The sequence below is a fragment of the Pedobacter sp. B4-66 genome (assembly GCF_018492665.1).
GTDB lineage: Bacteria > Bacteroidota > Bacteroidia > Sphingobacteriales > Sphingobacteriaceae > Pedobacter.
Window position 1 is genome coordinate 310,274 of the sequence record NZ_JAFVME010000009.1, and the last position, 13,999, is coordinate 324,272.

Sequence of the window (13,999 nt, forward strand, 5' to 3'; positions counted from 1 at the left end):
ATGTCCGAAGCAACTAACAGGGAATACGATTTTTCTGAGCCTCGAAAGCAATCAGCAGCAGGCATTATCATCATGTTTGCCAATAGCTTTCAAAAAATAGTAAGAGCTTTGGCGCTTCCCCTTATCTTGATTATAGTTAAATCAAAGGATTCCGGGCATTTAGCAATGATTCTTATTGTTTCGCTATGCCTGTTAACAATCGTCCTTGCATTCTATGCCTATTTCAGCTACCAAAAATTCACCTTTTTTCTGGATGAGAAGAAACAGGAATTCATCATAAATAATGGCATTTTCAGCAAAACATCCCTAACCATTCAACTGAATAAGATTCAACAGGTTAATATCAATCAAAATCTATTGCAACAAGTAGTTGGAGTTTATAGTCTGGAAATTGATACCGCGGGAAGCGAAAAGAAAGAGGCTACAATAAAAGCTATTGATCATGCCACAGCTACCATACTTAAGCAAAAACTACTTAGTCGCGACCAGGTAGAAGAAGAGAATACCAGTCCAGAAATAAGTGACAAGACCGTAGAAATCACTTCACCCCTTCTTAGATTAAGCACCAATACCTTACTTAAAATTGGTATAACCTCTAATTATGGAGCCAGTCTGTTATTATTAACCGGTTTTATTTTCGGAACACTTCAATTGTTTAAGGATTACACCGATGCCTTAGAGATTGAGCGCGAACAGTTTACTCACATGCTGAGCCAGGGCATCACCCTTTTCTCCCTGTGTTTCCTTGCTGTATTTGCCATAATCATCATTTTGGGCACTAACATCATCAGAACATTTATAAAGTATTTCAACTTCAAGATCATTAAGCAAAAAAGGGCTCTTGCCATTAGCTCCGGCTTGTTTACCCATAAAAATGTACTATTAACCCCCAATAAAGTACAGTTAAGCGCCTACAGTCAAAACTATTTCCAAAAGAAGTTCGATCTGCTGAACATGAAAATTAAGCAGGCTTCTTTTGATTCTGCGGATAAAGAGGACAGCAAAAAATCCGACATTGAAATCCCTGGTTGCAATGAGTTAGAACGTGATGAGGTTTTAAATATGATCCTTGGTCAGGTTCCAGTAAACGGTGCAGAACTAAAGCCAAATTACCGGTTCATCTTTTTACAAACTATGATATGGATTGCGTTTCCAATTGCAGTATTTGTATTACTAAGCACTTATGCCCTTCCGATTTTAAGAAATTACTTATTACTAATAATACCATATATAATAATAGTTGGTGTAATGCTGTATTTCGAATTCAGACGACATAGATTATATGTTGATGAGAATTTCATCATTAAAAGAAGCGGTATTTGGGATGTAGAATATGAAATCATTGAACCCCATAAGATTCAGGCAATAACAGCCAAACAGTATTTCTGGCATAAGGCTGCAGATGTGGGTCATTTGATCATCCACACTGCAGCCGGTGTAATTCATTTCAAATACGGGAATTACACCCATATTAAAAGTTTGGTAAATTATTGGACCTATAAAATCGAGATCTCCAAAAAGGATTGGATGTAATTAGAGATTAACCCATTATCCATTTAGCTTTTGTCGGTAATAACCTATAAACAAGCGCGGTAAACAACCATGCACCAGCAAAAGTAATACTCGCCGCTACAGGAATCTGGATAGGAATTGGAACCTTAAGGAAATCTACTACCATAAAGCTTGGTCCTACCAGGAAATAATGAACCATATAAATTCCAAAGCCAAATTTAGTAAGATTAGCAAAAACATTAATCCAGAATGGGCTGCTAATTCTAATCTTCTGGGCTACCAGAAAAACCGAAATGGTCATTAAAAACACGTTTGGAGTACAGTAAAGAAAGAACAATTCAATCTGCTCTTCGGTTGATTTAGGATCGGCCACCATCTTACCAAAGCCAACATAGGTAATGGCATAACCCACTGCAAATAAAGCCCCGCTAATCAGCAATGTTTTTGAGATACTCCAATCGTTGCCCTTCGATAAATAATGGCCTAAAAGCAGGTACCCGTTAAAACCCGCAAAATAATAAAGCATATCAAACGACCCATTCCATGGACAAGAACCTAGCATATATTTAGCAACATATTCATGCAGATATGGCATAAAAAGCGTGGCTCCCCAAAAATACAGATACATTCTCTTTTGCTTATCGGTAGCTTCCTTTATCCATGCAGAAAAGATTGGCATAAATAGATATAATCCAACCAACATATATATGTACCACATGTGGGTACTTAAAGGTGTAAAATTAAACGGAATCATTAAAATATTATGCAAACTATCACTAAAGGCTTGTGATGGCGAATCGCCTGCATAAACAAAAAACTTAGTGATAACAGATGGCTCTAAGCCTAAAACACCTGTAAACCAAGGAAAAAGGCTATAAAGAACAGACCAGATTAAAAAAGGATATATTACTCTTGTTAATCTTTTCTTATAAAAGGGCCCTATCTCCTGTCTTACAGGCAACAATAACATCCCGGTAAGCATCACAAACAATGGAACGCATGGCCTTAAAACAGATCCATAAATTGTGCCCCAGAAATTATATTCAGGATTTAACCTCGCTGCAGGAGATATGTTAAAGGGATCAGTACAATGCACACTTATTACCATAAACATGGCAATAAAGCGAAGTACATCCGCCCAAACGATGCGTTCGGGGATTGGATTAGAAATTGAGCTCATAAAATAAAGTTGTGTGTTGGTTTAATTTGGCAACCTATTGTCAAAAGTAGTTAATCTATTAAATCTAAATGACCTATAAAATCTCATTTATTCCACATTTGGTCTCATTTTACGGCAAACAGATCATACTTTATATTATAAATATACTGTTGGCTAAAACAGTAAACAGTACCAGATACTTTTTGAAACAACTACTAAAAAATGTAGATTTGTAACCTAAAAAGATTAATTTCTTAAGTATTATACCCTCAAAGCAGAACAGGAACGGATTTTGGATTATTTAGCAGGTTTAAACCCCCAACAACGCGCAGCAGTAGAAAACACACAAGGCCCGGCAATGATAGTTGCAGGTGCCGGTTCTGGCAAAACACGTGTTATTACATATAGAGTAGCTCATTTGATTGAAAAGGGGGTAGATCCTTTTAATATCCTTGTACTTACCTTTACCAATAAGGCGTCTAAAGATATGCGTGAGAGGATCATGAAAGTGGTTGGTCCAGAAGCAAAAAACATCTGGATGGGTACTTTTCACTCTGTATTTTCTAAAATACTAAGGGTTGAAGCTGAAAAAATCGGCTATCCATCAAACTTTACCATATATGACACTGACGATAGTAAAAGTCTGATCAGATCTATATTAAAAGAGATGCAGCTTGACGATAAATTGTATAATGCGAATTTTGTTTACGGTAGAATCTCTTCTGCTAAAAATAATCTTGTTTCTTACTCAGAGTACCTTCAAAGCGCTGAAATTCAGGCTGAAGATGTAAGCAACAAACGCCCACTAATGGGTTCTATTTATGAAACCTATACCAAACGATGCTTTAAAGCCGGAGCAATGGATTTTGATGATTTACTATTCAAAACCAATGTTTTGCTTAAAAATCATCCAGATGTATTAAATAAATACCAGCAGAAATTTAAGTACCTGATGGTTGATGAGTACCAGGATACCAACTTTTCTCAATATACTATTGTTAAAAAACTAGCTGCAGCATATCAGAATATCTGTGTTGTGGGTGATGATGCGCAAAGTATTTATGCCTTTAGGGGTGCAAATATCCAAAACATATTAAACTTTGAACGTGATTATCCTGAGTTACAAGTTTATAAGTTAGAGCAAAACTACCGTTCTACACAAAATATTGTTGAAGTAGCCAATAGCATCATTGCAAACAATAAAAATCAATTAGAAAAGAACGTATTTTCTGATAATGAAGAAGGTGATAGAATTAAAGTTCAGCGTGCATTTACTGATAATGAAGAAGGTAAATTAGTTGCTGAGGCAATTGTTCAGGATCGCAGCTCAAAAGGACTAAAATTTAATGACTTTGCTATTCTATATAGAACAAATGCCCAATCAAGGGCTATGGAGGAAGGCTTAAGAAAGCTGAATGTTCCTTATAAAATATATGGAGGCCTCTCATTCTATCAACGTAAAGAGATAAAAGATTTAATTGCCTATTTCCGTTTAACCTTTAATCCTAGTGATGAAGAGGCCATAAAAAGGGTAATCAATTATCCTCGTCGTGGACTTGGAGATACTACCGTTGAGAAAATCATCGTTGCTGCCGACAAACATGACATCACCATGTGGCAAGTAGTATGTAATCCTCAACAATATATAGAAGGTAGAATAGCAAATCAATTGAATGATTTTGCTATGATGATACAAAGCTTTTCAGCTGAAGCAAAGAAATTGGATGCTTACGAAACTGCGCTATACATTGCTCAGCATTCAGGGATTTTAAAAGAACTGCATACCGACGATAGCATTGAAGGGCGTAGCAGATACGAAAACATCCAGGAATTACTGAATGGAGTTAAAGAATTCGCTGAACGTGAAGACATTGAAGACAGAAGTCTTGCTATTTTTATGCAGGATATTGCATTGTTAACCAATGATGATAGACAAGACGAAAAAGAAAAAGATACTGTTTCTTTGATGACAATACACTCTTCAAAAGGACTTGAGTTTAAAAACGTATTTGTTGTAGGACTGGAAGAAAACCTCTTCCCTTCGCAAATGAGCATAAATTCACGTACCGATCTGGAAGAAGAAAGGCGCTTATTTTATGTAGCAGTAACAAGAGCCGAGACAAAATTGACTTTAACGTACGCAACATCTAGATATCGTTGGGGAACTTTAACAAACTGTGAACCAAGCCGCTTCATCAATGAAATCAACGCAAAGTTTTTAGAGATTGAGGTGGTCAAACCAGCAAAAAGTAGCCTAGGGCAAGACAGTTTTGATGGTGAGCGTAAAAGCTGGACCCAACAAAGAGATAGTTTTAGCAAGCCAAAACCTGGAATGTCAAGCTCAGGATCAGGATCTGCTACTACCAGCACCCCTCCTACAAGACCAAAAACGACTTCATTGCTACCAAAGGCACACGTGCCTACTCCTGGCTTTGCCCCGGATGCAGCGAATCTATTCCAAAACGGTATGGATGTAGAACATGAGAAATTTGGATTCGGTAAAATAGTGAGTTTAGAAGGCACTTTACCTGACGTTAAGGCAACAGTATTTTTTCAGGGACTGGGTAATAAGCAGTTATTATTAAAATTTGCTAAATTGCGAATTGTTAAATAAGATATATATTTGCTAAATCTGTATTAACTTAGACAGAATCATAACGCTTATAAATAATCCTAACAAGAATTATATAAAAATGGACATTTAGCCGTTATTCCTGAACGACTACTTCATAGAAATAAATTAAATGAATTTCGACTATAATACCACAAGAAACGAATTAATTCTAGCCGAATACGGCCGTAATGTACAAAACATGGTTAAGTACATTATAGAATTAGCAGATCGTGAAGAACGTAATAAATATGCACAGGCAGTAATCGACCTAATGGGCTTTCTGAATCCCCATTTACGCGATGTTGCCGACTTTAAACATAAACTTTGGGATCATTTACACATCATATCCGGTTATAAGATAGATGTGGATAGCCCATACCCAAAGCCTACTCCTGAAGCAGCTTTAATAAAACCTGACCATATTGGTTATCCTCAGCAAAGAATCAAATACAAACATTACGGCAAAACTGTTGAAGTAATGATTGAAAAAGCTATAGCTGTTGATGAACCGGAACGCAGAGCGGCAATGGTACAAGGCATAGCAAACTTCATGAAAATGGCTTATGTTACCTGGAATAAAGATAGCGTAGCTGATGAAACCATCTTCAAAAATTTACGTGAACTATCTGCTGGTCAACTAGAACTGGATGAAAATGTTAACCTAAATAAAGTTGAATTTAAGCCTGTTGTTAGCAGACCTTCTAATAACAACAACCGTGGCAGACAAAATAACAACAACAATAAAGGCAGACAAAACAACAACAACCGTCAGCAACGTAACAACAATCCTAAACAAAAACATTAATCCTTACCAATTTTAAAATTTAGATCCTTAATAGTAGTATGAACGCATTTGAAATAATTGGTGGAAAGAAGTTAAAGGGTGAAATTCACCCTCAGGGAGCAAAAAATGAGGCATTGCAAATCATTGCAGCTGTTCTATTAACAGATCAGAAAATTACCATCAGTAATATTCCAGACATCAAAGATGTAAACAAGCTTATTGAATTGTTAGGCGACATGGGTGTAACCATAGAGCGCTTATCAAAAGACACTTACACCTTTGAAGCTAAAAATATTGACCTTAAATTTTTCTTATCCGATACCTTTAAAGCTAAAGGTGGTGGTTTAAGAGGTTCAATCATGATAGTTGGTCCACTTTTAGGCCGCTTTGGAACTGCAGCAATCCCTAAACCGGGAGGTGATAAAATAGGCAGAAGAAGATTAGATACACACTTTTTAGGTTTTGAAAAACTAGGTGCTAAATTTGTGTACGACTCTAAAAAAGAGTTCTTTAATGTAGATGCAACAAACCTTCAAGGTGCATATATATTATTAGATGAGGCATCAGTAACCGGTACAGCTAACATTGTTATGGCTGCTGTACTTGCTAAAGGTATTACTACCATATATAATGCTGCATGTGAGCCATATTTACAACAGCTTTGTAAAATGCTAAACCGCATGGGTGCAAAAATCACCGGTGTTGGTTCTAACCTCCTTACTATTGAAGGAGTTGAAAAACTAGGTGGTACTGAACACAGGATGCTTCCTGATATGATTGAAATAGGTTCATTCATAGGATTAGCCGCAATGACTGAGTCTGAAATCACCATTAAAAATGTGTGCTATTCTGAGCTTGGTGTAATCCCTGATGTATTTAGAAAACTCGGTATCAAATTTGAATTAAGAGGTGATGATATCTTTATTCCTTCTCAAAAGCACTATGTAATTGAGTCATTTATAGACGGTTCAATGCTTACCATTGCCGATTCTCCATGGCCTGGCTTCACTCCCGATCTTTTAAGTATTGTGTTAGTTGTTGCTACTCAAGCAAGAGGAAACTTACTTATTCACCAGAAAATGTTTGAAAGCAGACTGTTTTTTGTGGATAAACTAATTGATATGGGTGCTCAAATCATCCTTTGCGACCCACACAGAGCAACGGTTAACGGTATCGATAAGAAATATAAACTTAGAGGTATCAGTATGACATCTCCAGATATACGTGCCGGAGTTTCATTGTTAATTGCTGCATTATCTGCTGAAGGAAAATCTACAATCTTCAATATAGAGCAAATTGAACGTGGTTATCAAGATATTGATATTCGTTTACGTGCATTAGGTGCGCAAATTACGCGTATCGAAGCTTCTGCTCCAACACATTAAAAGCTTTGTTATGCTGTTTAGCATAGTCTTATAAATAAAAAAGCCCCAAATCGGGGCTTTTTTACTGTATAGTGGTTTTTGTCTCGGTTGCTTATTTAAGCAGAAATAGCATTGATGATGTCATACTGAGTGATAATTTCAATCTTACCCCCTTCAGTTTCAACCAACACTGCGCTATTTTCTTTATTTATTAACGCAGAAATCCTATCAATTGATGTGTTGAGATCAACAAAAGGAAAGCCAGATGACATAATCTCCTGAACCTTAGCTGATTTCAATGAAGGATTTTCCATTAAGGCCTTTAATATATCGCCCTCAGCCAACTTACCAACAACCATTTCTTTTTGAGTAACCGGAATCTGGGAGATATTTAGCATATGCATTGTATTAATTGCCTCAAGAATAGTCTTTTCACAATCTATAGTTACAATTTCTGTTTTGTCTTTTTTATCAATAATGGTAGCGGCAGTAAGTTTCTCATCTTTTAAGAAACCACGCTCTCTTAACCAATCTTCATTATACATTTTCCCCATATACCTGCTGCCATGGTCGTGAAATATGATCACAACAACATCTTCAGATTTCAATTTATCTTTTAATTGCAGCAATCCCGCAACCGCAGAACCTGCCGAATTACCCACAAAAATCCCCTCTTTACGTGCTATTTCACGTGTCATCAAAGCAGCATCTTTATCCGTTACCTTTTCAAAAAGGTCAATTACATCAAAATCAACATTCTTTGGCAGAAAATCTTCTCCAATCCCCTCAGTGATATAAGGATAGATCTCGTTTTTATCAAAGATCCCCGTTTCTTTATACTTTTTAAACACAGAACCATAAGTATCAATACCCCATACTTTAATATTAGGATTCTGTTCTTTAAGGTATTTCCCAGTACCTGAAATAGTACCCCCGGTACCAACTCCTACCACCAAATGGGTAATTTTCCCTTCTGTTTGTGCCCAAATCTCAGGGCCGGTTTGCTCATAGTGCGCCTGAGAGTTAGATAAATTATCATACTGATTAGGCTTCCACGAGTTAGGAACCTCACGTTCCAAACGTGTAGATACTGAATAATAAGATCTTGGATCCTCTGGTTCAACGTTGGTTGGACAAACAATTACCTCAGCTCCAAAGGCGCGCAAAGCATCCACCTTTTCTTTTGATTGCTTATCAGTGGTAGTAAAAATACACTTGTAACCTTTAATAATGGCAACCATAGCGAGCCCCATACCGGTATTTCCGGATGTTCCCTCTATAATAGTCCCGCCTGGTTTCAGTTTGCCACTTTTTTCAGCATCTTCTATCATTTTCACAGCCATACGATCTTTTATGGAGTTCCCAGGGTTGGTTGTCTCAATTTTAGCCAATATCGTAGCCGGAATATCCTTCGTAATGTTATTCAATTTTACCAATGGTGTATTACCAATGGTTTCTAAAATATTGTTGTACCACATGACACAAAAATACAGATTGAAGATTGGAATTTTATTTACAAATAGAAATTCATAATTTAATATTGAAATAACGAAATACACAGCATATTATTTTAATCTAGTACTCCAATAGACTAACAAACAATTAAATATATAGGTAAACACCGAACCTTAGCCACTCAATTTATACAACTTACCCGGTAAAGAAATCAGAATCCCTTGCATTTCAAGGCTTAACAGATGCATGGCAAGCTTACTCTGGGGCATTTCAGATTGTATGGCCAGCTCATCAATCCTTATAGCAGATACCTGTAACAGGTCCACAATTTTCTGTTCTTCAGCTGAAAGCCCTATCAACATTTGAGTTTGTTTAGTCTTTTGCGACTTTACCTCATCCCACCCAAGATAATAAGCCAGGTCTTTTGCATGATTAATGAGTGCTGCCCTATTCGTTTTAATCAGGAAATTACAACCTTCAGAGCTCACATCGATTGTCCTGCCCGGAAAAGCATAAACATCCCTATTGTACGAATTTGCGATATCTGCCGTAATTAAAGCCCCTCCTTTGCCCGTTGCCTCCACTACAATTGTAGCATCCGCAAGTCCGGCAATAATGCGGTTTCGTTTCGGAAAATTCTCCTTATCAGGGTTCGTGTATAATGGAAATTCAGTTAACAAACCTCCATTTAGCACCATTTTTTGTGCTGTTGGCTGATGTAAAGAAGGGTAAATCCTATCTAATCCATGTGCAAGAACACCAATAGTGGGAATATTTTGATACAGACTTTCTTTATGTGCTGCTATATCAATGCCGTACGCCAATCCACTAACAATAACTACATCATAATCAGCTAAGGTTACAGCCAGTTGCTTACACAACTCCCTACCATATTCTGTGGCCTTTCTGGTACCAACTATACTGATAATCCTACTATGGTTAAGGTCTGCAGTACCTTTATAGTATAACAATACAGGCGCATCAAAGCAGTGTTTTAGTCTTTTAGGATAGTTATCATCGGTATAAAACAATGCTTCAACCTTATGCTTTTTGATAAATTTCAATTGCACTTCGGCAGTTTTTAAAGCATCATTAGCCAGAATCTGATCAGCCGTAACAGGCCCTATGCCGGGAATTTGAAGCAATTCCTTTTTACTCGCTTTAAATATAGCCTCTGCACTACCAAAATGCTCCAGTAAGCTTTTAGCTGTTACATGCCCCACACTCTTAATCAATGTAAGGCCAATTTTGTAAATTAAACTCATGGGCTAAATTATATATTTATTTACCCACCAACCAACATTTCAAAATAAACAACTAAAAATCAACATATTAAAAACAAACTACAAAAATAGTTTGAAAACTATAAAAATAGTAGTACCTTTAATTAACAACAATATATAATAGGTAATGAGAGAACTTACAAAGGCGGAAGAACAGGTAATGCTAATTTTATGGGAGATAAAAGAGGGCTTGGTGAAGGAAGTAATAGATAAAATGACCCCACCAAAACCAGCATATAATACGGTGTCAACGGTAATCAGGGTATTAGAGGGTAAAGGGTTTATTGACCATAAAGCCATCGGCAACACACATATCTACTTCCCTATAATAACTGAAGAAGAATACAAACACTTTGCATTTGATAAAGTAATGAATAATTACTTCGAAAATTCTTACCAGAGCTTGGTATCATTCCTTGTAAAAGAGAAAAACATGGACATGGACGAGCTCGACGAATTGATCCAACTCGCTGAAAAACTTAAAAACAAGAAATGATGAACTGGTTGCACTATCTGCTGGAGGCTAATCTGTATTTAGCCGCGTTTTACGGGTTTTACCGTTTGTTTTTACACAGGGAGACCTTCTATTCTTTAAATAGAGGTTATCTTATCGCAACTAGCATCGTGGCTTTTATTATACCACTTTTGCAGGTAGGCTACCTCAACAACCTTTTAAACAATCAGCAAAATGATAGCACCTCACCCCTTCTATTTACCATAAAACTATCTGAACCAGATACTAAAAGTGGCTTAGATTGGCTCTTTACTGACAATAACTTACTCATTGTAGGTTATTCGGCTATTGTCGCATTATTTAGCATCCAGCTTCTAATCAATATTTATAGAATAATTTTATTATCAGTTAAGGCACCAAAAAAACGCAAAGGAAATATAATATATGTTGATCTCCCGGGTTCCTCTACCGCTTTTTCTTTTTTCAATCTATTATTTATAAACCCTTCAATAGATAAGAAAAACGCCATTCTTAAGCATGAAATGGTACATATACAGCAAAAGCACAGCTTAGATATTATCTTTTTCGAGATCATTCAGATTCTGGCTTGGTTCAATCCAATTACCTATTTCCTTAAAAAGGACATTAAACTATTACATGAGTACATTGCCGATGGAATAACAACAGACACAGAAATCCAGAAACATGAATATGCCATGTTTCTGATACAGAACTCCTTCGGTATGATTCCTAATCAGCTTACCAATCAAATATTCAATCAATCAATATTAAAAAGGAGAATTAACATGTTAAACAAAGAAAGATCAGCAGGAAGAGCAAGGCTCAAACTCCTGTTTGCACTGCCAATTGCCGGAGGAATGCTTTGCATGTCCACCATGGCGTTTACTAAGGATTATGCGATGATAGACCTGTATCCGGAGAAATACGAGTCAAATCAATCCGTAAAACAGGATACGTCTAAGAAAAAAGCAACTGAAATAAAAGCTGTTAAGATCAAATCAGGTGCAAAAGCTAAAACAGTAAAATTCCCGCCTCCAATTGTAACACCAGATGCACCGCCTATTGAAAAACACAAAAAAAATGTGGATAATATTAAATTCCCACCACCTAAAGTTAAAACAGTAAAATTTCCGCCAGTAAAATTCCCTCCGCCTATTGTCAAACCCGATGCACCGGCAGCCCCAAAAAAGGCTAAATCGCTTAAGGGAGTAAAATTTCCGCCACCAATCGTTACACCAGATAAGCCTGTGCCACCCCCACCTCCCCCAGTTGAGCCAACTCAAACATCAGGAGATGAGCAAACTAATACGAATTCTCAGAAGAATCACAACAGGACGATTGATAACATAGGAGAGAACCCCTTAATTATTAACGACGGAGAAATAGTAAAGCAGCAAAAAGACAAGAGCATACACTTTACTGCCAAATCAGCAATTGTAACACCAAGAAACAATCCTGCAGCAATTGCAAAATATGGTGAAGCAGCACGAGATGGCGTCATTAAACTCGTGGAGGGTACAGTTACTTTCGAGGCGAAACCAACTAACTAACCCTTACTGAGGTATGTAAACCACGTATTTGGTTTCAAAAAACTCTTCTTCAAAGTAAGCTGAAAGCGGATATAATTCCGCTTTTAGTCGTGATTCAGAAATCTCTTCCTTCAAATCACCTCCCTTTAAATACAGTATACCGTTAGCAATGGCGTTTTTTGAATCCTTATTAAACTTACCTTTTACCCAAGGATAAAAGTCAATAAGCCTTGTAACCGCTCTCGAAACCACAAAATCATACTTATCAGCGATCTGTTCGGCTCTTAAATGACTGGCCTTAACGTTTGTTAAACCCAATGCCAAAGCCACTTCAGTAACTACTTTAATCTTTTTACCGATAGAATCTACCAGATGAAACTGAGTTTCAGGGAAAAGAATAGCCAAAGGAATTCCAGGGAAACCACCTCCGGTACCAACATCCAATACCCGCTCTCCTGCTTTAAAAGTGCAGAATTTAGCAATTCCAAGCGAATGAAGAATATGACGTTCATATAATTCATCAATGTCTTTTCTTGAAATTACATTGATCTGGGAGTTCCAGAAACTGTACAATTCATACAATTGATCGAACTGAGCTATCTGCTGATCTGTTAGCTCTTTAAAATATTTCTGTATAAGAGTAGACTTTATTTCCACTGGACTTTTTTAACAAATATAGACACAATGCCGTTAAACACTAGAAAAATGAACAATAGAATATCCAAAATAGGAAACCAGAAGCTCAAATTACCATAACTTAACCGCTTTAAAAGGCGGGGATAAACAAAACACCTTATTATAATACTCAAAACAAAAACTCCTAATGCTATATATAAGGTAGCTTTAAAAAACAATAATGCAGTAAAGAAAGCATAAAAAAGGAACTGAATGATAATCTGCGAAGACAAAATAAACTTGTGCTTCCCTTTATACATCTTTCCTGCACCAAAATGTCTTTTCTTTTGTCTCAGATATGCACCGAAACTTGTATTGGGCTCACTCCAAACATGAGCATCTTTATTGATAGAAATCGTTGTATTGCTCTTAGTAGCGTGTGCATTCACAAATAAATCGTCATCACCAGAGGGAATATGCATGTGCGCAGCGAAGCCCTTATTCTTAAAAAACAACGATTTTTTATATGCCATATTTCGGCCAACACCCATATAAGGCATACCTTTTAGTGCAAATGAAAGGTAATTTACCGCTGTAAAAAAAGTCTCAAAACGAATTAATGCGTTTAATATTCCTCTCTGTTTCATATAAGGAGAGTACCCTAAAAGGATATCTACGCTATCATCTTCCGGTTGTTGCATCCCCAACAACCAGTCTTGCGAGGCTGGCAAACAATCGGCATCAGTAAAAACCAGCCACTCATTCGACGCTGCTTTAATACCCATGGTAACTGCAAATTTCTTACCGGCAATAAACTTTTCGCCTTCATTTACCTGAACAACTTTTAAGTGCTTATACTGTTTCTGAAATGATTCCAATAATTCACGCGTACCATCCCACGATCTATCATTCACAACAACAACCTCATAATCAGGATAATTCTGTTCAAGAACAGAAGGCAAGTACTCTGTAAGGTTATTAAACTCATTTCTGGCACAAACCACAACGCTCAATGGCTTCCTACCTGTTTCAGGAAGACCATCTATTTTAACTAAAGCTAGTTTTAAGTGAACAAAGAGACTAAAATATAGCTGTACTAAGAAGCAAAAGATTAAAGCGCCGAGCAGGCAACTCTCAATTAAGGTTAATTCCACGATGTATTTTTGTAACCGGCAAATTTCTCATTTTTAATCTGTAATGCACATTTAT

At 36.8% G+C, this 13,999-nt stretch carries 11 protein-coding genes; 6 read left to right on the forward strand and 5 right to left on the reverse strand.

The features are described from left to right. Positions 1-1,533 (forward strand): PH domain-containing protein, encoded by a 1,533-nt coding sequence (locus tag J1905_RS16370; protein WP_214228368.1) that lies wholly within the window; start codon positions 1-3, stop codon positions 1,531-1,533. A 7-nt stretch (positions 1,534-1,540) separates the two neighbouring features. Here the strand turns inward: J1905_RS16370 and J1905_RS16375 are convergent, their stop codons facing one another. After that, on the reverse strand, positions 1,541-2,692 hold the full coding sequence (locus J1905_RS16375; protein WP_214228369.1) for an acyltransferase: 1,152 nt from the start codon (positions 2,690-2,692) through the stop codon (positions 1,541-1,543). Between the two features lie 271 nt (positions 2,693-2,963). Here J1905_RS16375 and J1905_RS16380 point away from each other — a divergent pair, with 271 nt between their 5' ends. The 3 genes from J1905_RS16380 to murA all read left to right on the forward strand — a co-directional run bounded on the left by J1905_RS16380 (position 2,964) and on the right by murA (position 7,454). Continuing rightward, on the forward strand, positions 2,964-5,285 hold the full coding sequence (locus tag J1905_RS16380) for an ATP-dependent helicase (RefSeq protein ID WP_214228370.1): 2,322 nt from the start codon (positions 2,964-2,966) through the stop codon (positions 5,283-5,285). Between the two features lie 130 nt (positions 5,286-5,415). Further along, positions 5,416-6,090, forward strand: coding sequence for a DUF4290 domain-containing protein (locus tag J1905_RS16385; RefSeq protein ID WP_214228371.1), 675 nt, complete (start codon positions 5,416-5,418; stop codon positions 6,088-6,090). A 38-nt stretch (positions 6,091-6,128) separates the two neighbouring features. Beyond that, positions 6,129-7,454 (forward strand): UDP-N-acetylglucosamine 1-carboxyvinyltransferase, encoded by a 1,326-nt coding sequence (gene murA / locus J1905_RS16390; RefSeq protein WP_214228372.1) that lies wholly within the window; start codon positions 6,129-6,131, stop codon positions 7,452-7,454. 95 nt (positions 7,455-7,549) lie between these two features. On the opposite strand, the gene J1905_RS16395 is transcribed toward murA, so the two are convergent. Both J1905_RS16395 and dprA read right to left on the reverse strand, forming a co-directional pair. Next, positions 7,550-8,911: a pyridoxal-phosphate dependent enzyme gene (locus tag J1905_RS16395; protein ID WP_214228373.1), complete on the reverse strand. Its 1,362-nt coding sequence runs from the start codon at positions 8,909-8,911 to the stop codon at positions 7,550-7,552. Positions 8,912-9,061: 150 nt separating this feature from the next. Beyond that, entirely contained in the window at positions 9,062-10,153 is a 1,092-nt protein-coding gene (dprA, locus tag J1905_RS16400) for a DNA-processing protein DprA (RefSeq protein ID WP_214228374.1), read from the reverse strand. 178 nt (positions 10,154-10,331) lie between these two features. Here dprA and J1905_RS16405 point away from each other — a divergent pair, with 178 nt between their 5' ends. Next, positions 10,332-10,667: a BlaI/MecI/CopY family transcriptional regulator gene (locus J1905_RS16405; RefSeq protein ID WP_394353510.1), complete on the forward strand. Its 336-nt coding sequence runs from the start codon at positions 10,332-10,334 to the stop codon at positions 10,665-10,667. Next, entirely contained in the window at positions 10,664-12,196 is a 1,533-nt protein-coding gene (locus J1905_RS16410) for a M56 family metallopeptidase (RefSeq protein WP_214228375.1), read from the forward strand. Before J1905_RS16405 ends, J1905_RS16410 begins: the two co-directional genes overlap by 4 nt. A gap of 3 nt (positions 12,197-12,199) precedes the next feature. On the opposite strand, the gene rsmG is transcribed toward J1905_RS16410, so the two are convergent. After that, positions 12,200-12,832, reverse strand: coding sequence for a 16S rRNA (guanine(527)-N(7))-methyltransferase RsmG (gene rsmG / locus J1905_RS16415; RefSeq protein ID WP_108206129.1), 633 nt, complete (start codon positions 12,830-12,832; stop codon positions 12,200-12,202). Beyond that, positions 12,823-13,944, reverse strand: a complete 1,122-nt coding sequence (locus tag J1905_RS16420; protein ID WP_214228376.1) for a glycosyltransferase — start codon at positions 13,942-13,944, stop codon at positions 12,823-12,825. Before J1905_RS16420 ends, rsmG begins: the two co-directional genes overlap by 10 nt. Positions 13,945-13,999: the final 55 nt, after the last annotated feature.